Origin of the sequence: Amedibacterium intestinale, from assembly GCF_010537335.1 — a bacterium.
In the GTDB taxonomy this organism is placed as follows: domain Bacteria; phylum Bacillota_I; class Bacilli_A; order Erysipelotrichales; family Erysipelotrichaceae; genus Amedibacterium; species Amedibacterium intestinale.
Genome location: NZ_AP019711.1, coordinates 1930009 through 1955632, shown reverse-complemented (window position 1 = coordinate 1955632; position 25624 = coordinate 1930009). Strand labels below are relative to the sequence as shown.

The 25624-nt window shown below is 32.7% G+C and carries 25 protein-coding genes and 1 riboswitch; of the genes, 22 read left to right on the top strand and 3 right to left on the bottom strand.

Annotated features, from left to right (window positions below):
* Window positions 1-2: 2 nt before the first annotated feature.
* Both miaA and A9CBEGH2_RS09765 read left to right on the top strand, forming a co-directional pair.
* Window positions 3-917, top strand: coding sequence for a tRNA (adenosine(37)-N6)-dimethylallyltransferase MiaA (gene miaA, locus A9CBEGH2_RS09770; protein ID WP_118277912.1), 915 nt, complete (start codon window positions 3-5; stop codon window positions 915-917).
* Window positions 899-1639: a tRNA threonylcarbamoyladenosine dehydratase gene (locus A9CBEGH2_RS09765; protein ID WP_118277911.1), complete on the top strand. Its 741-nt coding sequence runs from the start codon at window positions 899-901 to the stop codon at window positions 1637-1639. The genes miaA and A9CBEGH2_RS09765 overlap by 19 nt, the downstream gene beginning before the upstream one ends.
* Window positions 1640-1720: 81 nt before the next feature.
* On the opposite strand, the gene A9CBEGH2_RS09760 is transcribed toward A9CBEGH2_RS09765, so the two are convergent.
* Window positions 1721-2362: a YggS family pyridoxal phosphate-dependent enzyme gene (locus A9CBEGH2_RS09760; protein ID WP_118277910.1), complete on the bottom strand. Its 642-nt coding sequence runs from the start codon at window positions 2360-2362 to the stop codon at window positions 1721-1723.
* Between the two features lie 321 nt (window positions 2363-2683).
* Here A9CBEGH2_RS09760 and tmk point away from each other — a divergent pair, with 321 nt between their 5' ends.
* The 13 genes from tmk (at window position 2684) to A9CBEGH2_RS09695 (ending at window position 15069) form a co-directional block, all read left to right on the top strand.
* Window positions 2684-3322, top strand: coding sequence for a dTMP kinase (gene tmk, locus A9CBEGH2_RS09755; RefSeq protein ID WP_118277909.1), 639 nt, complete (start codon window positions 2684-2686; stop codon window positions 3320-3322).
* Window positions 3303-4283 carry a DNA polymerase III delta subunit-related protein gene (locus A9CBEGH2_RS09750; RefSeq protein ID WP_232057277.1) on the top strand — a complete coding sequence of 327 codons (981 nt, stop codon included), beginning with the start codon at window positions 3303-3305 and terminating at the stop codon, window positions 4281-4283. The genes tmk and A9CBEGH2_RS09750 overlap by 20 nt, the downstream gene beginning before the upstream one ends.
* Window positions 4284-5189 carry a regulatory iron-sulfur-containing complex subunit RicT gene (ricT, locus tag A9CBEGH2_RS09745; protein WP_118277907.1) on the top strand — a complete coding sequence of 302 codons (906 nt, stop codon included), beginning with the start codon at window positions 4284-4286 and terminating at the stop codon, window positions 5187-5189.
* Between the two features lie 9 nt (window positions 5190-5198).
* Window positions 5199-6056, top strand: a complete 858-nt coding sequence (gene rsmI / locus A9CBEGH2_RS09740) for a 16S rRNA (cytidine(1402)-2'-O)-methyltransferase (RefSeq protein WP_163104674.1) — start codon at window positions 5199-5201, stop codon at window positions 6054-6056.
* Between the two features lie 242 nt (window positions 6057-6298).
* Window positions 6299-7540 carry an RNA polymerase factor sigma-54 gene (gene rpoN, locus A9CBEGH2_RS09735; RefSeq protein WP_163052242.1) on the top strand — a complete coding sequence of 414 codons (1242 nt, stop codon included), beginning with the start codon at window positions 6299-6301 and terminating at the stop codon, window positions 7538-7540.
* Window positions 7524-8027 (top strand): PTS sugar transporter subunit IIB, encoded by a 504-nt coding sequence (locus A9CBEGH2_RS09730; protein ID WP_118362112.1) that lies wholly within the window; start codon window positions 7524-7526, stop codon window positions 8025-8027. The genes rpoN and A9CBEGH2_RS09730 overlap by 17 nt, the downstream gene beginning before the upstream one ends.
* Window positions 8028-8031: 4 nt before the next feature.
* Window positions 8032-10749 carry a sigma 54-interacting transcriptional regulator gene (locus tag A9CBEGH2_RS09725; protein WP_163104672.1) on the top strand — a complete coding sequence of 906 codons (2718 nt, stop codon included), beginning with the start codon at window positions 8032-8034 and terminating at the stop codon, window positions 10747-10749.
* An 80-nt stretch (window positions 10750-10829) separates the two neighbouring features.
* Window positions 10830-11300 carry a PTS galactosamine transporter subunit IIB gene (gene agaB / locus A9CBEGH2_RS09720; RefSeq protein ID WP_115716278.1) on the top strand — a complete coding sequence of 157 codons (471 nt, stop codon included), beginning with the start codon at window positions 10830-10832 and terminating at the stop codon, window positions 11298-11300.
* A gap of 34 nt (window positions 11301-11334) precedes the next feature.
* Window positions 11335-12144: a PTS galactosamine transporter subunit IIC gene (agaC, locus tag A9CBEGH2_RS09715; protein WP_115716279.1), complete on the top strand. Its 810-nt coding sequence runs from the start codon at window positions 11335-11337 to the stop codon at window positions 12142-12144.
* Window positions 12131-12925 (top strand): PTS galactosamine transporter subunit IID, encoded by a 795-nt coding sequence (gene agaD, locus A9CBEGH2_RS09710; RefSeq protein ID WP_115716280.1) that lies wholly within the window; start codon window positions 12131-12133, stop codon window positions 12923-12925. Before agaC ends, agaD begins: the two co-directional genes overlap by 14 nt.
* Window positions 12926-12982: 57 nt before the next feature.
* On the top strand, window positions 12983-13753 hold the full coding sequence (locus A9CBEGH2_RS09705) for a Cof-type HAD-IIB family hydrolase (protein WP_157964979.1): 771 nt from the start codon (window positions 12983-12985) through the stop codon (window positions 13751-13753).
* Between the two features lie 15 nt (window positions 13754-13768).
* Complete coding sequence (locus tag A9CBEGH2_RS09700; RefSeq protein ID WP_115716282.1) at window positions 13769-14353, top strand: hypothetical protein; 585 nt, start codon at window positions 13769-13771, stop codon at window positions 14351-14353.
* 2 nt (window positions 14354-14355) lie between these two features.
* Window positions 14356-15069 carry a 6-phosphogluconolactonase gene (locus tag A9CBEGH2_RS09695; RefSeq protein ID WP_157964980.1) on the top strand — a complete coding sequence of 238 codons (714 nt, stop codon included), beginning with the start codon at window positions 14356-14358 and terminating at the stop codon, window positions 15067-15069.
* An 85-nt stretch (window positions 15070-15154) separates the two neighbouring features.
* Here A9CBEGH2_RS09695 and A9CBEGH2_RS09690 read toward each other — a convergent pair whose 3' ends face one another.
* Together A9CBEGH2_RS09690 and A9CBEGH2_RS09685 are read right to left on the bottom strand one after the other, a co-directional pair.
* Window positions 15155-16000 (bottom strand): fatty acid kinase binding subunit FakB, encoded by an 846-nt coding sequence (locus A9CBEGH2_RS09690; RefSeq protein ID WP_115716285.1) that lies wholly within the window; start codon window positions 15998-16000, stop codon window positions 15155-15157.
* 104 nt (window positions 16001-16104) lie between these two features.
* Window positions 16105-16998: a diacylglycerol/lipid kinase family protein gene (locus A9CBEGH2_RS09685; protein WP_115716286.1), complete on the bottom strand. Its 894-nt coding sequence runs from the start codon at window positions 16996-16998 to the stop codon at window positions 16105-16107.
* Window positions 16999-17165: 167 nt separating this feature from the next.
* Here A9CBEGH2_RS09685 and A9CBEGH2_RS09680 point away from each other — a divergent pair, with 167 nt between their 5' ends.
* The 7 genes from A9CBEGH2_RS09680 to purH all read left to right on the top strand — a co-directional run bounded on the left by A9CBEGH2_RS09680 (window position 17166) and on the right by purH (window position 25581).
* A complete protein-coding gene (locus A9CBEGH2_RS09680; protein ID WP_115716287.1) occupies window positions 17166-17486 on the top strand; it encodes a zinc-ribbon domain and TM2 domain-containing protein in 321 nt (106 codons plus the stop codon).
* Entirely contained in the window at window positions 17461-17835 is a 375-nt protein-coding gene (locus tag A9CBEGH2_RS12730; protein WP_118362097.1) for a DUF2752 domain-containing protein, read from the top strand. Before A9CBEGH2_RS09680 ends, A9CBEGH2_RS12730 begins: the two co-directional genes overlap by 26 nt.
* Before the next feature lie 98 nt (window positions 17836-17933).
* Window positions 17934-18035, top strand: a riboswitch (purine riboswitch).
* A gap of 173 nt (window positions 18036-18208) precedes the next feature.
* Window positions 18209-18709 (top strand): 5-(carboxyamino)imidazole ribonucleotide mutase, encoded by a 501-nt coding sequence (purE, locus tag A9CBEGH2_RS09670; protein ID WP_115716844.1) that lies wholly within the window; start codon window positions 18209-18211, stop codon window positions 18707-18709.
* Between the two features lie 16 nt (window positions 18710-18725).
* Window positions 18726-22418: a phosphoribosylformylglycinamidine synthase gene (locus A9CBEGH2_RS09665; RefSeq protein ID WP_118362096.1), complete on the top strand. Its 3693-nt coding sequence runs from the start codon at window positions 18726-18728 to the stop codon at window positions 22416-22418.
* Between the two features lie 18 nt (window positions 22419-22436).
* Complete coding sequence (gene purM, locus A9CBEGH2_RS09660) at window positions 22437-23468, top strand: phosphoribosylformylglycinamidine cyclo-ligase (protein WP_115716289.1); 1032 nt, start codon at window positions 22437-22439, stop codon at window positions 23466-23468.
* The gene (gene purN / locus A9CBEGH2_RS09655) at window positions 23462-24052 is read left to right on the top strand and encodes a phosphoribosylglycinamide formyltransferase (protein ID WP_115716290.1); all 591 of its coding nucleotides are present in this window, start codon (window positions 23462-23464) and stop codon (window positions 24050-24052) included. Before purM ends, purN begins: the two co-directional genes overlap by 7 nt.
* Window positions 24049-25581 carry a bifunctional phosphoribosylaminoimidazolecarboxamide formyltransferase/IMP cyclohydrolase gene (gene purH, locus A9CBEGH2_RS09650; RefSeq protein ID WP_115716291.1) on the top strand — a complete coding sequence of 511 codons (1533 nt, stop codon included), beginning with the start codon at window positions 24049-24051 and terminating at the stop codon, window positions 25579-25581. Before purN ends, purH begins: the two co-directional genes overlap by 4 nt.
* Window positions 25582-25624 lie beyond the last annotated feature (43 nt).

The following is a 25624-nucleotide window of genomic DNA, read 5'->3' as shown; positions in this document are numbered from 1 at the left end:
ATATGGAAAAAATAATTATTATCGTAGGACCAACTGCTGTAGGAAAGACAAGTTTAAGTGTAAAGCTTGCGAAAGAACTTCAAGGAGAAATCATTAGTGGCGATTCTATGCAAGTATATAAAGAAATGAGTATTGGTACAGCAAAAGTGAAAGAAGAAGAAAAAGAAGGGATTCCTCATCATCTTGTAGATTGTTATTCATTTGATGAAGAATATAATGTGAAAATATTTCAAGAGAAAGCAAGAGAAGAGATTAAAAAAATGCATGAAAAGGGCATTCTTCCTATCATTTGTGGAGGAACTGGTTTATATATTAAAAGTATGTTGTATGATTATCAATTTGAAGATCAGAAACAAGATGAATCCTTTATGCGATATTTACAATCTAGAAGCAATGATGAACTTTGGGGTTTGCTAAATATAATTGATCCAAAATCTTGTGAAACTATACATCATAACAATCGTCAGCGAGTTGTTCGTGCTTTATGTATGGCACATGAAGGGAAAAAGAAAAGTTCTATTATAGAAGAACAAGAACATAAACCAATTTATGATGCATATATCATAGGATTAACAATGGATAGAGATCATTTATATGAAAGAATTAATAAGCGTGTAGATATCATGATGGAAGAAGGTTTATTTGAAGAAATAGATCATCTTCAGAAACAAAAGGAAAATGTATGGGAACTTCAAAGTTTCCAGGGAATTGGATATAAAGAATGGAAAGATTATTTTTTGCATAATGAAAGTAAAGAGTTTTGCGTAAAAAAAATCAAAAAAAATTCTAGAAATTTTGCGAAACGTCAATATACATGGTTTAATAATCAAATGGATGTACACTGGTATGATGTTGAAAATCAAGACTTCCAGCAGAAGTTAATGGAGGATGTGAAAAAATGGCTGAACAAACAGTAGAAACACCATTACAAAGAATGGAACTACTTATTGGAGAAGAAAACCTAAATAAACTACAAAACAGCAGTGTTATGGTTGTTGGAATTGGTGGAGTTGGTTCTTATGTATGCGAAGCACTTGCCAGAAGTGGTGTAAAAAAGTTAATTCTTGTGGATGGAGATTGTGTTGCGTTAAGTAATCTAAATCGACAGATTCATGCGACATATGATACTTTGAATCAAAGCAAAACGCAAGTGATGAAAGAGCGAATCCTAACATATAGAAATGATTGTGAAGTTATTTGTTTCGACTTATTTTATAAGGAAGAAGAAAATGAAAGATTATTTTCTCAACCTGTAGATTTTGTAGTGGATGCAATTGATACTATGAGCAGCAAACTTTCTTTAATAAAATATTGTCTAGCACATAAGATTCCATTCATATCCAGTATGGGAATGGCAAATCGGATGGATCCAACGAAAATAGAGATTACAGAGCTTTCAAAAACAAGTTATGATCCAGTTGCGAAGATTATACGTCAACTTGTTCGTAAAGAAAAAATAAAAGGTAAAATTCCAGTTGTATGGTCGAGTGAACAGCCAAGTGTACAAACAAGAATTATTAATGAAAACGGAGTTACTAGAAAACAGAAAATGCCACCGGCAAGTTCTCCTTTTGTACCATCGGCAGCAGGACTTGCGATTGCATCATATGTAGTAAAAAAACTAATAGAAACCAAATAGATTTTGGTAAAAAGAAAAAAGGTGTGTTTAGGCTGATGATTACTAATCAACTTAATTCACATCTTTTTCTTTCTGTAAACTTTATTTTCTTTTACCGAAAATTAAACTACCTATACGAACAAGATTAGATCCATGTTCTAAAGCAATTGGATAATCCTGGCTCATTCCCATAGAAAGATATTTTATCTTATCTTTTCCATATTCTGTTTGTAGACGCTGGAATAAAACTCTCATTTTTTCAAAACATTCATGAATATGTTCTTCATCATCTGTTAAAGGACCAACACACATAAGACCTTGTATATCTAAATGTTCAAACTTCATACAATTTTTTACAAAAGATAAACATTCTTCAAAATAAATTCCTGTTTTATTTTCTTCTCTTGAAATATTAACTTCTACAAGAACAGGCATAATTTTATTAATTTTAGAACATTCTTTCTCAATTTCCTGTGCAAGACGCAAGCTATCCAAACTTTCAATCATAGAAACAAGAGGAACAACATCTTTAACCTTATTTCTTTGTAAGTGACCGATAAGATGCCACTCATAACGTGAATCATATTTATCTTTTAACTCTTGTACACGGTTTTCTCCAAAGATTCTACATCCGCAATTATAGGCTTCTTCAATTTCTTCTTTTGTTCTTGTTTTACTTACTGCAACTAAAGTTGCTTTATTTTCTATATCTTTTTGAACCTTGGCAAGTTTTTTCTTATCCATATATTTCACCTCTTATTTTTCTATATTATAGCACTAATATATACGAAAAGGACAGTTACCTGTCCTAAACGTGGCTTATAGCCTGTATATAAAAGGGATATAAGAATTCCCTATTAAAAGTATATGTAGAATACATTGTTTTATACATTTAATCATACCTATATCATAATTTTTTGAAACAGTATATAAATAAGGAACGAGATAACAATTTTTATTTTGTTTTGTCTAGCACTAATGTAAGGAGACATCATTTACATACTGTGAAAAAGGTGGTTGTATGATATAATAGTAATGTATTTTTACGATTAGGAGTGTGAATATATGAACAAGGGATTGTTTATCACATTTGAAGGAAATGATGGAAGTGGAAAAACGACAATTTCCAAAAATATATATGAAAAATTAAAGAAAATGGGATATCCAGTTATTTATACAAGAGAACCTGGAGGAATTGATATTGCGGAGCAGATTCGCAATGTTATATTAAATCCAAAAAATACTGCCATGGATGCAAGATGTGAAGCTTTGCTTTATGCAGCAAGCAGACGTCAACATTTAGTTGAGAAAGTTTTGCCTGCTTTAGATAAAGGACAAATTGTTTTATGTGATCGTTTCCTGGATAGCTCTTTGGTATATCAGGGAATAGCCAGAGGGATTGGTGTACAGGAAGTATATGATATTAATGCATTTGCGATTGAAGGGCATTTGCCTGATGCGACAATCTTTTTATCAGTCGATTTAGAAGTAGGGCTTTCCAGAGTAAGTTCCAGAGGTAATAAAGATCGTTTGGATCAGGAGGGAATAAAGTTTCATAAAAAAGTTGCACAGGGGTATGACATGATAAAAGAGCGCTACAAAGAGCGTATGCATATCATTGATGCGAATCAAACAGTAGAGGAAGTAGAAGCTTCTACATTGAAGGAAGTATTGGAGATTATGAATGCTCATGGTCAAGGATAAACTAAAAGAGCAGCAGCCAATTGTATATCATACACTAAAAAATGCATTGGAAAATTCTCGACTGGCACATGCATATTTGTTTAGTGGGCCAGGCGGTTCCATGAAAAAGGATGCAGCAATCCTTCTTGCGCAAAGCTTGCTTTGTAAAGGAAATACTTTTGCATGTGAAGAGTGCGATCTTTGTAAAAGGGTGAAAGCACATGAATATGCAGATATGATTTATCTAGATGGAAGTGAAATATCTATAAAAAAAGAGGATATAAAAAAGCTGCAGAAATCATTTGAAAAAACAGCACTGGAAAAGAACGGAAGAAAGATATACATACTGGATCATGTTGAAAATGCAACAGCGGATGCATTAAATTCTTTATTGAAATTCTTAGAAGAACCATCTGGTGATATGACTGCGATTCTTCTGGTAGAGCAGATGGATCGACTTCTTCCAACCATTGTATCTAGATGTCAGAATGTTCCTTTTAAGGCAATGAATACAGCACAGGTATTTGAAGAAACAAAAAAGGAAATGGATCGTTTAGATGCTTATTTTCTTAGTAAGATGTTACGAAATAAAGAAGGCATGAAAGAAATTAGTGAAAGTGAAGATTATCAGCATGCCCTATATTGTTTCAAAAAAACATTAGAAGAGATACATATATCTGTAGCGGATTCTTTAATGTTTTTACAGTTAGAAGGATTTAACGCAAAACAAAAGAAATTCGGAAAACAGGCATGTGAGTATTTCTTTTCTATGCTGCAGATTTTCTTTATGGATTGTATGCGTAAAAATACATTGGAAAATGAAAATTGGTATAATCATCAGATAGAAAAGATGCGTAATAAAAATATTGATTATGTGCGTATTTTACAGATATTGATGCAAGGGAAGGATAAGCTTTTGCGTTCTGTAAATATACAATTATTAATTGATCAAATACTATATCAGATAAGTGAGGTGTTATAAATGAGTCAAAATGAAAATTCTTTAAAAAATAAACATGCATCGGATGGACATACTCATCATCATGAACATAAGAAAAATGAAACAACGGAACCAAGAATATATAAATATTTAGCATTTGTATCTTTTGAGGAATCAAAAAAGGTCTATAGTTTTGGATGTGACAGCGATGAGTATCGAGTTGGAGATGATGTTGTAGTAGAAACAATTCGAGGATTGGAACTTGGAAAAATTGTAAAAGAAACAGAAACTTTTATCCCTAATGGGATGGAAATAAAACCTGTTATAAGAAAGGCAACAAAAAAAGATCATCAGCAAGTAATAGAAAATAAGAAGAAAGCTAAAGAAGCCTTGGAAATCTGTAATGAGTGTGTCAAAAAATTAAATTTGGATATGAATTTAATTGAGGCAGAATATACATTAGATTGTAATAAAATTATCTTTGTCTATGTAGCAGATGAAAGAGTTGATTTTAGAGAATTATTGAAAGAATTGGCGGGTATTTTTAAATGCCGTATTGAACTTCGACAGATTGGACCAAGAAATAAATCAAAACTAGTTGGTGGTCTTGGTATGTGTGGTATGGAAACATGTTGTTCTCGTTTTATGAATGATTTTGATGTTGTTTCTATCAATATGGCGAAGAATCAGCTTCTTGCATTAAATATTCAAAAGCTAAGTGGGCAATGCGGTAAATTGATGTGCTGTTTAAAATTTGAAGATGCACAGTATAAAAAGTTAAGAGAAGGACTCCCAAAAATGAATTCTCAGGTAGAATATAAGGGAAATCGTTATAAAATTACGAGCATGAATGTATTATTACAGCAGGTAAAAATTGAAAATAAAGAAGATGTACAGTTTTTAGATTTCAAAGAGTTATGGCCAGATATGGATTTTTCTGATCGGTAGGTGATAAACATGATTCGTCAAAAAAGTTTTGAGAATGAGAAAGCAACTTTATATGTTGTTGCGACTCCTATTGGAAATTTAGAGGAGATGACTCCACGTGCAATTCATGTTTTGGAAAGTGTAGATGTGATTGCGGCCGAGGATACAAGAAATACATTGAAGTTATTGAATTATTTTGGTATTCGTACAAGACTTATTGCACATCATCAGCATAATGAGGAACAAAGTGCAAATGGTTTGCTGGAGTTACTTCGTCAGGGAAAAAATGTTGCTATTGTATCGGATGCAGGATATCCTTTGATTTCTGATCCAGGCAGTGTTGTCGCAAAAAAAGTGATGGAAGAAGGATTTAATGTTGTACCGATTTCTGGAAGTAATGCAATGTTAAATGCTTTGGTTGCTAGCGGTATGAACACTAGACATTTTCTGTTTTATGGTTTTTTAAAAGCACAGGAAAAAGAGAGAATACGAGAACTGCACGAATTAAAGTATTATCCGTTTACAATTGTTTTTTATGAAGCACCGCATCGTATAGAAAAGATGTTAAAAAGCTGTTTGGAAGTATTGGGAAATCGACAAATTTGTCTTGCTAGAGAACTTACAAAAAAACACGAAGAATTTATTCGTGGAACAATAGAAGAAGTTTTAGAAATTGTTGATGATATAAAAGGAGAAATGGTGGTTGTCATTGAAGGATGCAGCGAAGAAAAAAATCCTGGAGAAGATCAGGCATCACCTCTTGTACATGAACAGATAAAAACATATATTGATGGTGGACTAACAACAAATGAAGCCATTAAGCGTGTGGCAAAAGAATTAGGATTATCAAAAAATGATTTATATAAGGAATATCATGAATTGAGTTAATAAAATTTAGTAAAAAATAGACTGTTTTAATTTTATAGATTCTTATATGATGTTTGATAAATCAAAAAAGGAGATTTTGAATTCTATTGAAACAATCAATATTATCATAATCTCCTTTTTTAAATGATATAGATATTTAATATCGTTTAAACAATATATAAGTATTTCGAATTATCAAATAGTTGAAAGTAAAATTTCATATTTTATTTTTTGAAATATAAATGTTTGTTATAATAGGAAGTATGAAAAATGTACTGATTTTAAAACCAGAAATAATCCAGAAGCAAAATTATAATAAGTCCAGAGAAACATCGTTATCTATGTTATGTATGGCAAATAAGGATTTGAAATTGTTTTTATATAATAAAGCAAGTACTAATCCTTTTTTGTCGTTTCAAACTGTAAGCGATGAGATTATAAATTATCAGGCTTCTGCAGCGACTTTATCCGATACGATTCTTTCTCAGCTTTCTTATTTAAATGTAGAGTTAGATGAGGATATATGTTATTACTTGTTATCACAGCTAGATTCTAATGGATATTTTAGATGTTCCATGAAAGATTTATGCAAGCAAAGTATATATACTCAAAAACAATTAGAAAAAGTAATTTCTATTTTACAGACACTAGATCCTGTTGGATGTTTTTGCTTTTCTTTAAAGGAATCATTACAGGTGCAGGCTTTTGCCTGTGAAGAAGCAGAAAGTGAAACAGCATATATTTTATGTTCTTATTTAGAGGATTTAGCAAATCATAATCTTAATCATATTATGGAAGAAACGCAGATGGATGTAGAGGAAATTCAAGAAGGACTTCGCTTTATTCAATCTTTAAATCCAAAACCGGCAAGCGGGTATGCATCTTTTTCACAATATATGGAAGCAGAAGCAAGTGTTGAAGTGAAAGATGGAAAAATACAAATTCAGTTATTAAAACAAGATTTTACTATAGAAATTGATGAAGAAATGCAGAAGAACAAACAAATGCAAGAAGAATACAAGCAGTTATATACAGAAGCAAAAAATATTATGAACTTTATACAGAAAAGAAATGCTACAATCATGCAAATTCTTCAAATCGTATGTCAAAAACAGAAAGATTATTTTTTACATGGAAAAGCATTGCAGTATTGTACTATGCAGCAGATTGCGAAGGAATGCGATGTAAATGTTTCTACAATATCCAGAGCAGTAACAGGAAAAATGTTACAGTTTCAAAATCGATATATTCCATTGCGTTATTTCTTTGTAAGAAATGGGAATAAGGAGCATAGTCAGGAAGAACTTGTTGATAAAATAAAAGAATACATAGAGAGTGAAAATCCAAAAACTCCATACAGTGATGAGAAACTGAAGGCGTTGCTGGAGAAAGAGGGGATTTATGTATCGAGAAGAACGATTGCGAAATATAGGGAATTGGCACAGATAGAAAATGCTTCTAAACGAAAAAAGAGAAAGGGAGAAAAATATGAGCGCAAAAATTAAATTAATACGTGTAGATAATCGTTTGGTTCATGGACAGGTGGGAGTCACTTGGACAGATTCTTTATCAATAGATACAATTGTAGTAGTAGATGATGAGGTTGTATATAACCCATTATCACAAAAGTTAATGCAAACCATTGCGAAAAGTTCAAATGTACAAATCCGTTTTTACACTGCGGAACAGTTTGTTGAAACTTATCAAAATAGTTCAAGCAATCGTAAACTTTTTGTCGTTGTGAAAACAATACAGGTAGTAAAACGCTTATGTGTTTTAGGATTGTCAGCACAGAAATTAAACATTGGTAATATTCATTATGAAAAAGGAAGATACCCATTTAATAGAAAAATGTATTTAACGAAGGAAGATGTAGAAGATATTATATATCTAAATCAACATGGATATTCTGTATTTTATCAAGATGTACCAGGTACACTTGTTGAAAAGCTAGATTCTATTTCTTTGGAAGATTTAAAAATCAGGAGGTAATACGATGGGTACGAAGTTTCAATTATTAGAAGAATTGACAAAGAGAACATTGGAAAATGAAATAGAGGAAAATTCTTGTTTTACTTCTAATGATTTGTCAGATTTTATGCAAATGAGTAGAAATACAGTAAGTCAGTATTTGAATGAGTTCGTAAAGGAGAAAAAATGTATTAAAGTTAACTCTCGTCCAGTGTATTTCTTTTCAAAAGAAGCATTGGAAAATAAATGGAAGATTACTTTAGATAAAACGATATATACATCTGTCAGTGAACTTTGTGCAAATAAAGAAAATGATTTTGAAAAAATAATAGGATATAATGGTTCTTTAAAAGACCAGATTGAACAGTGTCAAGCTGCAATATGTTATCCTCCACAAGGATTGCCTGTTTTGATTTATGGACCAACAGGAACGGGGAAAACAATGATAGCATCTTCTATGGAAGAGTATGCAAGACATCAAAACATCATTAAAGCAAATGCGAAAATGATAGCAGTAAATTGTTCAGAATATGCAAATAATCCAGAATTATTGACAGATAATTTATTTGGACATGTAAAAGGCGCCTATACTGGAGCTGATGATGAAACAGAAGGGTTGATATCTTTAGCAGATGGAGGAATTCTATTTCTAGATGAGGTACACTGTTTAAAACCGGAATGCCAAGAAAAGCTGTTTCAGTTCATGGATAAAGGAGTTTTTCATAAGGTTGGGGATAATGAAAACTGGTATTCTTCAAAATGTCGTTTGATTTTTGCGACTACAGAAAATCCACAAAATGCTTTATTGAAAACGATGCTTAGAAGAATTCCTATTATGATTACGATACCTGCTTTAAGCGAACGTCCTTTGATTGAAAAACATGAGATGATTTTTAAAATGCTGCAGGTAGAAAGCCAAAGACTTCATAGAAAAATACATATTTCTAATCTTGCATATCAAACTCTATTAGAACATGAGTTTAAGGGAAATATTGGAGAAATGAAAAACGCAATTAAAGCAACTTGTGCAAATGTGTTTGTGAAACGTCAGGAAGAAGAGATGCAAATACATTTGTTAGATTTACCAGGATATTTATTTGATGAATCTAAATCCGTTTCTATGAATGCATATAATTTAAAAACAGAAACAATGATTGATATAAGCGAACAGAATAAAGATCAAGCTTCATCAAACCCATTGATTCAATTGTATGAAAGGCTGTTAGAAACATATCAATTATATAAAAAGGAGCAGATAAATGAAGATCTTTTTGTAACACATTGTCGCTCATTTATTACAAATTTTATAGATTATTTGTTCTTTAAAGGGAAATATAAAACAACGACTTCTAATGAAGAATATTTATTAAAGATGGTGGATAAGATTTACTCTATTGTAATGAATAAATATTCTTTAATTATTCCAAATAATAAAATACGTGTATATTCGAAGATGTTTGTTGAGTATGCAAAAAATGTAACGGAGGCGTGTATTTGGACTTCGGTTCATGCACAAGAAGTAGACGAGTTCAAACAATTGATTTGTGAGAAGTATCCACGTGCCTATACAATTGCGGACGAGATTATTGAAAATGCTGATTTGAACCTGGATATTCATATGGATTCTTTTATGTGGGTAGTAATGGGATTTGCATTCTTGGAGTTTCAGCCTACCAGTCATAATGGTCGAGTTGGTTTGATTTTATGTCATGGATATTCTACTGCCAGCAGTATTGCGGATACTGCGAATCATATGCTTGGAGAGCATATTTTTGATGGAATTGATATGGAACTGCAAACATCGATTGATAAAATTGCTACATTAGTAAATTCTTATTTAAAAGAAAAAAGTCCTATTCAAGAATTGATGCTTTTGGTTGATATGGGAAGTTTAGAGGATATTTATGAGAAAATAAATCCATTATTAGAATGTAATATTGGTTTGATTAATCATGTATCCACAGCTTCAGCCATAGAGATTGGAAATTACATAAAACAAGGAAAAAAAGCAAAAGAAATTGTACAGGAAATACAGAAAGTTATTTATTCTTCCTATAAATTTATCGAAGGGAAAAGAAAACAAGATGCGATTTTAACTCTTTGTGCAACGGGATTTGGAGCTGCGAAAAAAATTAGTGAAATGCTTCTTCGCTCTTTACCAAAATCTATAGATTTACAGATCTTTCCTTATGATTATAAATCATTAAAGAACTATGGAAAGCAAGATGCAATTTTTTCAGAGTACAATATTCAATTGATTGTAGGTACACTAGATCCGCAAGTAGAAGGTATACCATACATGGGAATGGAAACAATTATTACCAATGGGGAAATGGATTATTTGCATCAGCTCATAGGAAAATATTTAACTCCACAAGAGCTTAGAACATTTAATGAAAATATAATGAAGAACTTTACTCTTTCTAATATAGTGAATCAATTAACGATATTGAATCCAGAAAAAGTTATGAATATCGTAGAAGAAATTGTAGGAGACTTAGAAGAAAAACTTAATAAAAAACTGGACATTGCAAATAAAGTGGGATTATCTATACATATCAGTTGTTTAATTGAGCGATTGCTTCTAAAACAGGGGATTGAGAATGTAGATGGAATTGAACTATTCCGCAGAGAAAATAAAGAAGCAATTGAAAAAGTTAGAGAAGCTTTTAGTGTCGCAAATTATCAATATAGTGTCGAAATAACCGATCCTGAAATCAAATATATCTTGAATTACTTCTAAAATTAACCGTTTTCACTAGTCGACAGTTTTTGGCATGAATTTTGCTATAACAATGAGTGAAGAGGAAAGGAGAGATTGATATGCCAAATATCATATTAACAAGAATTGATAATCGTTTAGTACATGGACAAGTGGGTGTAACATGGACAAAAACAATTGGTGCAAACCTATTGCTTGTTGCGAATGATGAAGCAAGTCAGGATAAATTGCAGCAACAGTTAATGAGTGTTACTGCAAAATCTTCTGGAGCAGGAATTCGTTTCTTTGACATTGCAAAAACAGCAGCAATCATTGGAAATGCCGCACCGAATCAGAAAATCTTTATTATTTGTAAAACTCCTGCAGATGTCAGAAGACTAGTAGAAGCAGGTGTAGAATTGAAAGATGTCAACGTTGGAAATATGCATTTCTCAGAAGGGAAACGTGCATTATCCAAAAAAGTTTACGTTGATGACAAAGATATGGAAGATTTGAAATTCTTAGCATCAAAAGGAATCAATGTATATATTCAGGATGTACCTGGAGATCCTAAAACACAAATTGAAGGATAGTATAAAATAATAAAAACAAAAGAGGAGAAAGTTTATGGAAATAACATTAGTGCAAGGAATTATGTTAGCCATAATGACAATTATCGTTGGGCTTGACTTCTTCCTTGAAGCATTCTTTATTTTCCGTCCATTAATGGTTTCTACATTCACAGGACTTATTTTGGGCGATGTTACATTAGGTTTAAAAGTTGGGGCGTTGGTTGAACTTGCATTTGCAGGGTTGACACCAGCTGGGGGAACACAGCCACCTAACCCAGTTTTTGCAGGTTTGATGGGAACTGTATTAGCTTATACTACAGGATGTCAGCCAGAAGCTGCATTAGGACTATGTTTACCATTCTCATTCTTAGGACAATATGTAATTTTGTTCTATTATTCAGCATTTTCTTTCTTCATGGGAAAAGCAGACAAATGTGCTGAAAATGCAGACATGAAGGGAATTAGAAGAATTAACTTTACGACAATGGCAATTATTTCGTTATCTTATGGAGTATTGGCATTCTTGTGTACATATGTTGCACAACAGCCAATGATTGCATTTGTTAACTGGTTGCCAGAAGTTATTACACATGGTTTAGAAGTCGCTGGTGGTATTCTTCCAGCAGTTGGATTTGGTATGTTGTTAAGAGTTATGATGAAAACAAAATATGTTCCATATTTCATCGCTGGTTTCTTAATGGCAAGTTTCTGCGATATGCCAAACCTTCTTCCAGTTGCTTTATTAGGAACTGTATTTGCTTTAATTGATTTCTTTAACGCAAAACAGAGAAAAGCAGATATTGAAGAAGCTATTCAAAATGCAGATTTAAGTGGAATGGGAGGCGATTCAAATGTCGGAATCTAAATTAACTAAAAAAGATATAACGATGCTAGGGATTCGTTCTTCTTTCTTACAGGCATCATTTAACTATGAACGTATGCAGGCTTGTGGTTTTACATGGGCAATGCTTCCCGTACTGAAAAAAATCTACGGGGATGACAAAGAAGCAATTTCTGGTGCAATGACAGATAACCTGGAATTCATCAATACACACCCTAACCTAGTTGGTTTCTTGATGGGATTAATGATCTCTTTAGAAGAAGGTGGGGCTTCCCGTGATATGATCAAAGGGTTGAAACTTGCGTTATTTGGTCCAATCGCTGGTATTGGAGATGCTATTTTCTGGTTTACAATTTTACCAATCGTAGCTGGTATTTCATGTTCTTTCGCAAGTCAGGGTTCTATCATCGGTCCAATTATCTTCTTCCTAACATATTTAACAATTTGGATTCTACGTATCGTATGGACACATCTTGGATATCGTTTAGGTACAAAATCTATTGATATTATTACAGAAAACTCAGATGTATTGGCAAATGCTGCTACCATCTTAGGTATTACCGTTATCGGAGCTTTGATTGCTTCTTATGTATCTGTAAATCTATTACCTGTCATTAAAGTAGATGGTGGAATTGAAGTTGCTGTTCAAACAGAATTCTTTGACCGTATCTTCCCTAACTTGTTACCAATGGGAATCACATTGCTGTGCTTCTTCCTGTTGAAGAAAAAACAGGTATCTCCAATCCTTCTGATTTTAGGTATTATCGTTATCTCTATTCTTTGTGCTTGGGTTGGATTAATGTAAAATGAAGAAAACGGATTGGATATTTTCAATCCGTTTTTATCAATATGGAGGATGAATATGATAAAAGCAGTTTTTTTTGATGTAGATCATACACTATTTTCGCATCGATTAAATGCGATACCGGAAAGTGCAAAAAAGGCCATTCAAATATTGCAGAAAAAAGGCATATATGTCTTTTTAGCAACCGGCAGACATCGAATTGAGATAGAACAGCTTCCTATGGAAGAAATTACATTTGATGGATATATTACGTTAAGTGGACAACTTTGTCTGGATAAAAACTATCGTATCCTTTATGAAAATAGCATTCATCCACATGATATAGAAATCCTAAGAAATGAATTTGAGAAAAAAGAAATTCCTGTATTTTTTATAGAAGAAAATGCACTTTACACCAATAAACACACCAAAGAGCTGGAGAAAGTACAAGCCAGTGTTTCTTCTGAAATGCCTCCTATTAGAGAACTATCCGATAATAAAGTATATCAGGTAACTTTATTTACAAGCAGAGAAGAAGTAAACAAAATTGTATCTAATCTTATATACAGCAAGTGTACAGGATGGAACGCTTTTGGCTCTGATGTGATTTCCAGTAGTGGTGGAAAAGCAAAAGGAATTGAGCACATGCTGCAGCACTATGGAATAAAAAAAGAAGAAACCATGGCCTTTGGTGATGGGGAGAATGATATAGATATGCTGGAGTATTGTCAGATTGGTATTGCCATGGGGAATGCGCATGAAGGCTTGAAAAAAGTAGCAAACTATATTACAGAAGATATAGATAACAATGGTGTTGAATTAGCGTTAAAGCACTTTGGTTTAATTTAGAGAGGATATAGAAGTATGTTGATATTTTGTTTGGCAGTTGTTTTCCTTTTTTTCATTGTTTATATGGGATTACAAATGTATATAAAAAATAAACTGATTGCATTTCTAGAAAATAAGGACTTTGATTCTTTTTATAATTTATTAAGTACTACAAAAGCACAGGTTGTACTTCCGCCATATAATATTGAATATATGAAGTTAAATGGATATATGATGCAGAATCGTAAAAAAGAAATCGATCATCAATTTACACTCTTACTAAGAGCAAAGAAAAACAAGCAGCAGACACAAGATCTTTTACAGCGAGGATTACAGTATTATATAGATAGAAAAGATAGCAGAAAATGTCATTTATTTTTAGATGAAATGAAGAATGTTATGGGTACACAGGTTATGAAAGAAGCGACTTACATGGTAGATATTTTAGTTGATGGAAAATCTTGTTTTATTGAGGAAATGAAAGAAAAACTGAATAGTGTAAGTGAAAATCAAAAACCTGTTTATTATTATCTGATACAAAAACAATATGAGAATTGTCATGATATGAAAAATGCGAAATTATATGAAAACTTATGTAGTCAATGGAAAGAGAGGAAATAATAATGAATTTTATTCAGGCAAAAGATTATGATGAAATGAGTAACATCTGTGCAGAATTGATGCGTAAAGATGTAGATGAGAAAGAAGATATAGAAATTTGTCTTGCGACTGGTTCCAGCCCTGCATTGGCTTATAAGTATTTTGTAGAACAAGTAAAAAATGATAAAGTAGATATGTCTAAATGGAAACTTGTAAAGCTAGATGAATGGGTAGGATTAGATGAAACGTCTACTGCTACTTGCGAATACTTTTTACAAAAACACTTCGTTGGTCCTTTGGACTTGGAAAAACAAATGGTATCTTTCGCATTAAATAAGGATGCCAAGCAAGAAACAGAAAGAATTAATGCTTATTTGGATGAAAATCCTATTGATTTATGTATTCTAGGATTTGGAAAAAATGGGCACTTAGGATTAAATGAACCAGATGATGCTTTGCATCCAATTTCTTTTGTAAGTGAACTAACTGCATTATCTAAAACGCATTCTATGCTGGAAGAGGAAGATAAAGGAGTTACACAAGGTGTTACGATTGGTATGAAAAATATTTTGGATTCTAAACATATTATCCTGTTAATGCATGGAAAAGAGAAACTGGAATTATTTAAAGAATTCTTAAAACAGAAGATTTCAACACAACTTCCTGCTTCTTTCTTATGGTTACATAATAATGTAGATGTTGTTATATGCATGGATGAATTTGATGTAGAGATATAAAATAACAACAATAAAAATACCACGCAGCTGTATGTCAAAATACAAGAATGCATGGTATTTTTTTAGATATGTTTAAATAAGGATTTTACTTCTTAGTAACATAAGTAATCAAACAAGCCCCAGGTCCTGCATGTGTACCAATTACTGGACCAACTACTCCATGTTTTACATTTTTAATTCCCAGCTCATCTTTTAATTTATTTTCAAATTTTTCGATTGAAGTATTGTTTCCTGTATATGCAATACATACAGGCTCATCTAAATCAATTTCGTTTCCTTGTTTTATAAGGTCAATGAGTTTATCTGTTGCTTTTTGCGTTCCTCTCGCTTTTCCAAAGACATCTAGTTTACCTTTTTCTTTAAAACCAATAATTGGTTTTAATTTTAATACAGAACCAACTGTAGCACTTGTTCTGGACAATCTGCCACCTTTGAATAAAAACTCCAAAGTATCCACAATGCCATAAATCTTTACCCTTGTTTTATAATTTTCAATCTCTTTTACTATTTCTTCTGCAGAAAAACCTTTATCTCTAAGAGATACTGCTTTTTCTACAATTAACCGTAAAGCCTGTGTAGCACTTAAGCTATCAATGATATGAATATCTTCATATTCTACTAAGTCTTTAGCCATACAGGCATTTTGATACGTACCACTTAATCCACTGGATAATGTAATTAAAATAACGCTGTCTTTCTTTTGTTTTGCATCTTCAAAAAAATCCATGAAATCTTGTGGAGCAGGTTGAGATGTTGTTGGTAATGCATCACAGTTTTCCAATAATTCATAAAACTTTTCAGGCTGCAGATCAATTCTATCTTTATATTCTGCAGTATTAAAAATAACCTTTAACGGTACAATCTCAATATTTAATTCTTTTGCATAATCTAATCCTATATCGGAAGTAGAGTCAGTAATAATTCTAATCATCTGAATTCTCCTTTATATACTTTTAACTTCAAAGTAGTTGTGATAAAACTATACACAATTATACTTTGAATGTCAAATTTTTTATGCAAAGATTATAATTTTCGTTAAGGATTAGGAAGTATAAGTTTGACTTTTTTATCAGATAATTTAATTTTTAAAGAATCACATACTTGTGTTTCTCCATCTAGATTTACTACAATTTCTTTTTCAGGAGATAAGACTTCAAATTCATTTTCTTGGTATGTAGAAACAAGGCTTGTATAAGCTGTATGTGTTCCTAGTTTATATTTATGAGACAAAGATAAAATCTTTCTTCTTGTAACTTTTTTAATTAGACAAATATCCATTTTATCATCATTGACTTCAGCTTTTGGAACAGGACAGTATCCACCGCCATAATATTTTCCATTGCCACAAACAAGGAAGGTAAATTCATCTTCTAATATATGTTCTCCAACTCTAATTTTATAAACAGATGTTAAGGAGTGCATCATACTATATAAAAGTCCTAAATAATAAGGAATTGCACTGCCTAAAAAAGAAAAGAATTTAAACTTATCAACATTTTGTGCAATTTTAACATCTAAGCCAATAGAGGCAGTATTGATGGCATAATATTCATTTGCTTCTAAAAGATTGCAGGTAATTGTATGTGGATGCTGATAATTATTTAAATTAATAAAATCTTTTTTTGTGAGAGATTTAAAAGATTTAATAAAATCATTTCCTGTACCTAGAGGAATGATTGCTAATTCAACTTTTGAAAAATCTTTAATTCCATTTACAATTTGATGAATAGTTCCATCTCCTCCACATGCATAAATACGAATATTTTCGTCTGTAGATGATATTTCTTTCGCAATTTCTTTCGCATGTCCAGAGTAAGAAGTTTCTTTGATTAGTATATCTTCTTCTTTATATATAGAACGTATGCTGTTATAAAACTTCATACGTTTTCGTTTTTTTATTTGGGAATTTATAATAAATACGTGTTTCATATACGTCCTCAGTCTTTCTAAACTTTTAAAATCAAAGTTATTTTATCATAAGTTAATAAAAGTAAAAACTAAAATGTGCATAATCTGTTTTTGTATAGATTACATTTATTGACTATGGGCAGGAATCATTATAGAATTTACATAGAGAAGGTAGAGGAGGAAATTTTATGTATTGTAAAAACTGTGGAGCACAAATCGATGACAAGGCATACATTTGTCCTAACTGTGGTGTAAAAACAGGTGGAGGATATGATGCAAATGCGAAAAATAAAATTATTGCGATTATATTAGCTGTATTTTTAGGAACTTTTGGTGTACACAATTTTTATTTAGGATATATTTCAAAAGGAATCGCACAGCTTTTGTTGAGCACGATAGGTGCATGCATTATCATTGGTCCTATTATTACCTGGGTATGGGTAATCGTTGAAGTTATTATGATTGCGACAGGTTCTTTAAAAGATGCGCAGGGTAACGACTTGGTATAGTTTTTGGATTGTAATTCTAGAGGGAATTCTATTTGCTTCTATTTATATATGGCGTATAGATATTCCCTGTTATTTTGAAACAATATATAAGATTCCTTGTCCCTTATGTTATATGACACAGGCTATGGATTATCTGCTTGCTGGAAATATAGAAAAAGCAGTGCTTACAAACCCTTTGATAGTTGTTTTGCTTCCTCTAGGTATTATCATAAATTTGATCTGTATGTTAGATTTTTGTACATTGTTTAAACATAATCATATGAAAAGGTTTATTCAAAAAGTAATTTTAAGATGGTGGAGTGTAGGCATTATTGCTTTGGGATGGCTATATGTTCTTATATATCATTAAGTTATATATAAAAAGAATGTTATATTTTAAGAGATAAGGTAAAAAATAAAGAAAAAATAATAGATTTTTATTGTAATAAAAGAAGAGGTCATGTATAATATCCATGTATTGACTTACCTTGTATATACTTCGTAATATGGTCGAAGAGTTTCTAGCCGTTCTCCGTAAACGAACGGGCTACAAGTAAACAATTACTCTTTCTTTTTGTTCTGGGACGTACTTGTTTGCTTTAGCAGGTGCGTCTTTATATTTTATAGGAGGTCTTAGTTATGGTCTTAACAAGATGTGCTATAATTTTAAAAACAAATATTTTCAGCATGTACATATTGTAGAGCAGCAGTATGTACTTTTTTTGTATGAAGGAGGAAATTTTATGTCTGAAAAGAAACCTGTTGTAAGTATTTTAATGGGAAGTAGATCTGATTTACCTACAATGGAGGCATGCTTTGCACAGTTAAAGGAATTTGATATTCCATTTGAAGCGCATGCTTTATCTGCACACCGTACACCAAATGAAGTTATTTCTTTGGCAGAAAGTGCAAAAGATAGAGGAATAAAAGTAATTATTGCGGCAGCTGGAGGAGCAGCTCATTTGGGAGGTGTCATTGCTTCTTCTACAACACTTCCAGTGATTGGTGTTCCCATTCAGACAAGTGCTTTAGGGGGAATGGATTCTTTATTATCAACAGTACAAATGCCAGGAGGAATTCCAGTGGCAACAGTTGCGATTGGAAAAGCAGGTGCGAAAAATGCAGCGATTCTGGCAGCACAGATGATTGCTTTACAGGATGAAAAATTAGCTGAAAAATTAGTAGAGTTTAAGAAAGCAATGGCAGAAAAAGTAATAAAAGATTCTGTTATTGAAGTGGAATAAGAAAGGGTATAAACATATGAATTATCGTGTATTTGTAAAGAAAAAAGAAATGTTTCAGGTAGAAGCACAATCTTTGCATCATGAGTTAAAACAAAATTTAAATCTAAGTAGTTTAACAGGACTAGAGCTATATAATGTATATGATATCTTTCATGGGGATGAACATGATATTGCTTTATTAAAAGAAAAAGTATTATCCGAGAAAGTTACAGATGAAGTGTTTGATTCTGTAGACTTAAATGGAAAAACATATATTGCGTATGAGTGTTTACCAGGGCAGTATGATCAGCGAGCTGATAGTGCACAGCAATGTTTAATGTTGTTAAATAATAAACAGGATGTAGTAATCAAAAGTGGTAAAATCGTAGTTTTAGAAGGAAGTCTTTGTGAAGAAGAACTGAATGCAGTACGTAAATACTTGATCAATCCTGTAGAAATGAGAGAAAAAGATCTTTCTGTATTGAAATATGATGAAGATGTAGAAATCGAACCAGTACCTGTGCTTAGCGGATTCTGTGAATTGGATGAAGCTGGGTTAGAAGAACTTCGTAATACACAGGGTCTTGCGATGACATTGGAAGATGTAAAGCATATTCAAAAGTATTTCAAGAATGAAGAACACCGTGATTTAACTTTAACAGAATTAAAAGTATTAGATACGTATTGGTCTGATCATTGTCGTCATACAACATTTGAAACAATTTTACAGAATGTTAAATTTGAAGCAGGAGCATTGCAGGAAGAAATTCAAAAAGCGTATGATTTGTATCTTGAATTAAGAGAAAAAGTACATCATGGAAAAAAAGTCATGACGTTGATGGATATGGCTACGATTGCCGGTAAATATTTACGTAAAGCTGGAAAACTTGATGATATGGAAATCAGTGATGAAATCAATGCATGTTCAATTGAAATTCAGGTAGATGTAGATGGAAAAGAAGAACCTTGGCTATTGATGTTTAAAAATGAGACACATAATCATCCAACAGAAATTGAACCATTTGGTGGGGCAAGTACATGTATTGGTGGAGCAATTCGTGACCCATTATCTGGAAGAAGCTATGTATATCAGGCTATGCGTATTACAGGAGCTGGGGATATTACAGCGGATATTAAAGATGCTCTTCCAAATAAACTTCCACAGTCTCGTATATCCAAAGGTGCTGCAGCAGGGTATTCTTCTTATGGAAACCAGATAGGACTTGCGACAACTTATGTAAAAGAAATCTTTAATGATGGATATGTCGCAAAACGTATGGAAGTTGGTGCTGTTGTAGGTGCTGCACCAAAAGCAAATGTTGTACGTAAAGCACCATGTCCAGGAGATATTGTTGTTTTGATTGGTGGAGCAACAGGTAGAGATGGAGTAGGAGGGGCAACCGGTTCTAGTAAAGAACATAATGATACTTCTCTTACAAAATGTTCTAGTGAAGTACAAAAAGGAAATGCACCAATTGAACGTAAATTGCAGCGTTTATTCCGTAATCCAAACGCCACTCGTCTAATTAAAAAGGCAAATGACTTTGGTGCTGGAGGAGTCAGTGTTGCAGTTGGGGAATTAGCAGATGGGTTAGATATTGATTTGGATAAAGTACCAGTAAAATACAGTGGATTATCAGGAACAGAACTTGCGATCAGTGAATCTCAGGAACGTATGGCTGTTTTGATTGAAGAAAAAGATTTTGATGCTTTCAAACAGTATGCTTATGAAGAAAATCTAGATGTCAGTGTTGTCGCAAAAGTTACAGAAGAGCCAAGACTGGTTATGCATTTCCAGGGAAATACAATTGTAAATATGTCTCGTGCTTTCCTTGATACAAATGGGGTAAGAGGATTGCAGGATGTACTTGTAAAAGAAGGATTAACTACAACAAATCCATTCCACAGCAAGATAACATCTATCAAAGAAAACTTGAAACAGCCAAATGTTGCATCTCAAATTGGACTTGCGGAAATGTTTGATGCATCTATTGGAAAATCAACAGTATTAATGCCATTTGGAGGTAAATATCAGTTAACAGAAACAGAAGGAAGCGTACAGAAATTGCCTGTTTTTGGATTCACAAATACAGCAAGTATCATGACACATGGATATAACCCGGAAGTTTCTTTATATTCTCCATATTTAGGTGCAAGTTATTCTGTTGTAGAAGCACTTGCAAGAGTTACAGCATTAGGTGGAAACTATGCAACTTGCCGTTTAACAAATCAGGAATATTTTGAAAGATTAAACAAAGACAGTGAACGCTGGGGAAAACCTATGCAGGCATTGTTAGGTTTAATCGAAGCAGAAATGGCATTTGAAACACCAGCGATTGGTGGTAAGGACTCTATGAGTGGAACATTCAATGATATTAGTGTTCCTCCAACGCTTATTACTTTTGCGGTTACAACAGAAAAAACAGAAAATATTATTTCTTCAGAATTTAAAAAAGAAGGAAGTTATGTATATTTAATTAAACATACACCAAAAGAAAACTATGTTCCAAATTATGAACAGTTAAAACATAACTTTGAATCAGTTCGTAAACATATTTTAAACAAAGATATTTTAGCGGCATCAACGGTGAAATTTGGTGGTATTGCGGAAGCTTTATGTAAAATGTGCTTTGGAAATAAAATTGGTGTAAGCGTAGAAACGAAGGAACCTGTATTTGATTTATCGATTGGTTCTATCCTTGTAGAAAGTGCAGTAGAAATCAAAGAAGATAATTTCATCTTGTTAGGTAAAACAACAAGTGATGGTATGATTGCGATCAATAAGGAAACAGTAAGCATTGACGAAGCAATTTCTACTTGGTGTGAACGTTATCATAAGATCTATCCAATGACTACGGATGAAGATGGAAAGAAAATAGAAACTCCATTATATACATCAAAAGAAACACCGAAAGCACGTAAGACATATGAAAAACCAAAAGTTATCATTCCAGTATTCCCAGGACAGAACTGTGAATATGATACAAAACAGCAGTTTGAACGTGCGGGTGCTGAAGTAGAAGTTTATGTATTTAATAACTTAAATGTAGAAAGTATTGAACGCAGCTTAAAAGAATTAAGTGAGAAAATTGCTGAAGCACAGATTTTAATGGTTGTTGGTGGATTCTCAAGTGGAGATGAACCAGATGGAAGTGGTAAGTTTATTGCGAATGTATTAAGCAATCCACAGGTTAATGAAGCAGTGCAGACATTGCTTTCAAATGATGGATTGATTTTAGGTATTTGTAATGGATTCCAGGCTTTGATTAAGAGTGGTCTATTGCCTTATGGAAACATTGAAGGATTAAATGAAAATTCTCCAACATTATTTAGAAACAATATTAACCGTCACGTATCTCATATGGCTACAACAAGAATTGCATCTAATAAATCGCCATGGCTATCTAGCTTTACTCCAGGGGAATGCCACAGTATTGCCATGTCACATGGAGAAGGTAAATTTGTGGTAAGTGAAGAAGTTGCGAAAGAACTGTTTGAAAATGGACAGGTGGCAACACAATATGTAGATTTCGATGGAGATCCAACGATGAATGGTGTTTATAATATCAATGGTTCATGCTATGCAATTGAAGGTATTACATCAAAAGATGGAAGAATCCTTGGTAAAATGGGACATAGTGAACGTTATGAAGATGGGTTGTTTAAAAATATTGAAGGAAATAAATTACAGAACATTTTCGAAAATGGTGTAAATTACTTTAAAAAGTAAAAGAAAGGGAAAAGAATTATGAGTGATAAATATAGAGAATCTGGTGTAGATTTAGAAGCAGGTTATGAGTCTGTTCGACTAATCAAAAGCCATGTGGCAAGAACAAAGGTAAAAGGTGCTATCGATTCTATCGGGGCATTTGGTGGAATGTTTGACTTGTCTATGTTGAATATGAAAGAACCTGTATTGGTATCTGGTACAGATGGAGTAGGTACAAAACTGATGATTGCCTTTGAAATGGATAAACATGATACCGTAGGAATTGATGCAGTCGCTATGTGTGTAAATGATGTATTGGTACAAGGTGCTGCACCAATCTTCTTCCTTGACTATTTAGCAGTCGGGAAAAATGAACCTAAAAAAATTGAACAGCTGGTAAAAGGTGTTGCGGATGGATGTGTACAGGCGCAGTGTGCTTTAATTGGTGGAGAAACAGCAGAAATGCCAGATATGTACGATGTGAAACATTATGATATTGCAGGTTTCTGTGTAGGTGCTGTTGATAAATGCAATCTTTTAGATGGACAGAAAATTGAAGCTGGTCAAGTATTGATTGGTCTTCCAAGTTCAGGGGTACACTCTAATGGGTTCTCCTTAATTCGTAAAGTATTATTAAAAGATGCAAAACTAGATTTACATAAAGAATACGAAGAATTGGGTGGAGAAAAACTGGGAGATGTATTATTAACACCAACAAAAATTTATGTAAAAGCAATCAAACACTTGCTTGGTAAAGTAGATATCAAAGGAATGAGCCACATTACAGGTGGAGGTTTCTATGAAAATGTACCAAGAATGTTGAAAGAAGGACAAGGGGTAAGTATTGATTTAAACTCTTATCCTCATAAGCCAATCTTTGATATGATTGCAAGATATGGAAATATTGAAACAAAAGAAATGTGCAATGTATTCAATATGGGTATTGGATTCATTATGGCTGTAGATAAAGAAGATGTAGAAAAAGTGCAGAGTTTACTAGCTGAAATCAATGAAGAATCTTATGTCATTGGTGAAGTAACAAATAGTGGCAGTGTGGATTTAACATGGTAAAATTAGCAATCTTTGCAAGTGGAAGTGGTACAAATTTTGAGAATATCATTACTACGATACAAAATGGAAAATTAAAAAATGCAGTATGTGAACTCTTAATTGTAGATAAAGAACATGCTTATGCAATAGAGAGAGCAAAAAAATTAAACATACCTTATCTATATGTAAATCCAAAAGCATATGCAAATAAGGAAGAATATGAAACGGAAATTTTAAAGCATTTAAAAGACAAAGGGGTACAGTTGATTGTATTGGCTGGATATATGCGCTTTATTGGAAAAGTGCTTTTAGAAGCCTATCCAAAAAGAATCATCAATATTCATCCAGCCTATCTTCCAAATTTCCCAGGAGCACATGGAATTCGTGATGCCTATGAGGCTAAAGTTAGCTTCACAGGTGTTACGGTACATTATGTTGATGAAGGAGTAGATACAGGGGAAATCATTCATCAAGAGAAGATTGATATTGATCCTTCCTGGAGTTTAGATACTTTGGAAGAACATGTACATGCACTGGAATATCAAATGTTTCCTGGTGTTATTCAAACCATTTGCGAACAAATAGAAAGAGAGGATACAAAATGAAAAGAGCATTGGTAAGTGTATCTGATAAAACAGGGCTTGTAGAATTCGTGTCACAGCTTTGTGAATTAGGATATGAAATCATCTCCACAGGAGGTACAAAAAAAGCATTGGAAAATGCAGGAATTCAAACAATAGGAATTTCTGATGTGACAGGATTTCCAGAAATTATGGATGGACGTGTAAAAACCTTACATCCAAAAGTACATGGAGCACTACTATGTGTACGTGATAATCCTGCCCATGTACAGGCATTGAAAGAGAATGAAATCGAATATATTGACTTGGTATGTGTAAACTTATATCCATTTAAAGAAACGGTGTTAAAAGAAGGAGTAACACACGAGGAAATCATTGAAAACATTGATATCGGTGGTCCAAGCATGTTAAGAAGTGCATCAAAAAACTATCGTTATATACCGGTTATATGTGATCCCAAAGATTATGATAAAGTAATTACAGAATTAAAAGAAAATGGAGAAACTACTTTAACAACAAGAGAACATCTTGCCGCAAAAGTATTCCGTCATACAGCTCGCTATGATGCGATGATTGCGGATTATCTAACAAACAAAACAGAAGAAAAATTTCCTGAATCTATTACTATTACATACGATAAAGTACAAGATCTTCGTTATGGAGAAAACCCACACCAAAGTGCTGCTTTCTATAAAGGAATGAATCCAAAATATTCTTTAGCAAACGCAACACAGTTACATGGAAAAGAATTATCTTATAATAATATTCAGGATGGAAATGCTGCGATTGAAATCTTAAAAGATTTTGAAGGACAGTATGCTGCTGTTGGTGTAAAACATATGAATCCATGTGGTGTTGGAATTGGAAACAGCATTGAAGAAGCATGGGATAAAGCATATGAAGCAGATCCTGTTTCAATTTTTGGTGGAATTGTTGCGTTAAATGATGTGGTAAGTGTACCTCTTGCGGAAAAATTATCAAAGATTTTCCTTGAAATTATTATTGCGCCTGATTTTGAACCAGAAGCATTTGAAATCTTATCCAAAAAGAAAAATATTCGCTTGATGAAATTGGATACAACATTGGAAGTAAACAACAAATTGAAATTTACAAATGTAAATGATGGTATGTTAATCCAGGATATGGATACTCACCAAATTACAAAAGAAGATTTGCGTTGTGTAACGAATCGTAAACCTACAGAAGAAGAAATCGAACAGCTTTTATTCGCATGGAAAGTTGTAAAACATGTGAAGTCGAATGCAATCGTACTTGTAAAAGACAATATGACAATTGGTGTTGGTGCTGGACAGATGAATCGTGTAGGTTCTGCGAAGATTGCGATCGAACAGGCTGGTGAAAAAGCAAAAAGTTCTGTTATGGGATCTGATGCTTTCTTCCCAATGCCAGATACTGTAGAAGAAGCAGTAAAAGCAGGTGTTACTGCTATCATTCAGCCAGGTGGTTCTATTAAAGATCAGTTGTCAATCGATGTATGTAACGAACATGGTATTGCCATGGTATATACAGGAGTAAGACATTTTAAACATTAAAATACAAAAAGAAAAGTATCGAGGCAATTTAGAACTTCGATAC

Excerpts from the sequence above, each read along its gene's own strand:
- miaA (WP_118277912.1), top strand. The coding sequence starts at position 3 with ATGGAAAAAATAATTATTATCGTAGGACCAACTGCTGTAGGAAAGACA.
- A9CBEGH2_RS09765 (WP_118277911.1), top strand. The coding sequence starts at position 899 with ATGGCTGAACAAACAGTAGAAACACCATTACAAAGAATGGAACTACTT.
- A9CBEGH2_RS09760 (WP_118277910.1), bottom strand. The coding sequence starts at position 2,362 with ATGGATAAGAAAAAACTTGCCAAGGTTCAAAAAGATATAGAAAATAAA.
- tmk (WP_118277909.1), top strand. The coding sequence starts at position 2,684 with ATGAACAAGGGATTGTTTATCACATTTGAAGGAAATGATGGAAGTGGA.
- A9CBEGH2_RS09750 (WP_232057277.1), top strand. The coding sequence starts at position 3,303 with ATGCTCATGGTCAAGGATAAACTAAAAGAGCAGCAGCCAATTGTATAT.
- ricT (WP_118277907.1), top strand. The coding sequence starts at position 4,284 with ATGAGTCAAAATGAAAATTCTTTAAAAAATAAACATGCATCGGATGGA.
- rsmI (WP_163104674.1), top strand. The coding sequence starts at position 5,199 with ATGATTCGTCAAAAAAGTTTTGAGAATGAGAAAGCAACTTTATATGTT.
- rpoN (WP_163052242.1), top strand. The coding sequence starts at position 6,299 with ATGAAAAATGTACTGATTTTAAAACCAGAAATAATCCAGAAGCAAAAT.
- A9CBEGH2_RS09730 (WP_118362112.1), top strand. The coding sequence starts at position 7,524 with ATGAGCGCAAAAATTAAATTAATACGTGTAGATAATCGTTTGGTTCAT.
- A9CBEGH2_RS09725 (WP_163104672.1), top strand. The coding sequence starts at position 8,032 with ATGGGTACGAAGTTTCAATTATTAGAAGAATTGACAAAGAGAACATTG.
- agaB (WP_115716278.1), top strand. The coding sequence starts at position 10,830 with ATGCCAAATATCATATTAACAAGAATTGATAATCGTTTAGTACATGGA.
- agaC (WP_115716279.1), top strand. The coding sequence starts at position 11,335 with ATGGAAATAACATTAGTGCAAGGAATTATGTTAGCCATAATGACAATT.
- agaD (WP_115716280.1), top strand. The coding sequence starts at position 12,131 with ATGTCGGAATCTAAATTAACTAAAAAAGATATAACGATGCTAGGGATT.
- A9CBEGH2_RS09705 (WP_157964979.1), top strand. The coding sequence starts at position 12,983 with ATGATAAAAGCAGTTTTTTTTGATGTAGATCATACACTATTTTCGCAT.
- A9CBEGH2_RS09700 (WP_115716282.1), top strand. The coding sequence starts at position 13,769 with ATGTTGATATTTTGTTTGGCAGTTGTTTTCCTTTTTTTCATTGTTTAT.
- A9CBEGH2_RS09695 (WP_157964980.1), top strand. The coding sequence starts at position 14,356 with ATGAATTTTATTCAGGCAAAAGATTATGATGAAATGAGTAACATCTGT.
- A9CBEGH2_RS09690 (WP_115716285.1), bottom strand. The coding sequence starts at position 16,000 with ATGATTAGAATTATTACTGACTCTACTTCCGATATAGGATTAGATTAT.
- A9CBEGH2_RS09685 (WP_115716286.1), bottom strand. The coding sequence starts at position 16,998 with ATGAAACACGTATTTATTATAAATTCCCAAATAAAAAAACGAAAACGT.
- A9CBEGH2_RS09680 (WP_115716287.1), top strand. The coding sequence starts at position 17,166 with ATGTATTGTAAAAACTGTGGAGCACAAATCGATGACAAGGCATACATT.
- A9CBEGH2_RS12730 (WP_118362097.1), top strand. The coding sequence starts at position 17,461 with ATGCGCAGGGTAACGACTTGGTATAGTTTTTGGATTGTAATTCTAGAG.
- purE (WP_115716844.1), top strand. The coding sequence starts at position 18,209 with ATGTCTGAAAAGAAACCTGTTGTAAGTATTTTAATGGGAAGTAGATCT.
- A9CBEGH2_RS09665 (WP_118362096.1), top strand. The coding sequence starts at position 18,726 with ATGAATTATCGTGTATTTGTAAAGAAAAAAGAAATGTTTCAGGTAGAA.
- purM (WP_115716289.1), top strand. The coding sequence starts at position 22,437 with ATGAGTGATAAATATAGAGAATCTGGTGTAGATTTAGAAGCAGGTTAT.
- purN (WP_115716290.1), top strand. The coding sequence starts at position 23,462 with ATGGTAAAATTAGCAATCTTTGCAAGTGGAAGTGGTACAAATTTTGAG.
- purH (WP_115716291.1), top strand. The coding sequence starts at position 24,049 with ATGAAAAGAGCATTGGTAAGTGTATCTGATAAAACAGGGCTTGTAGAA.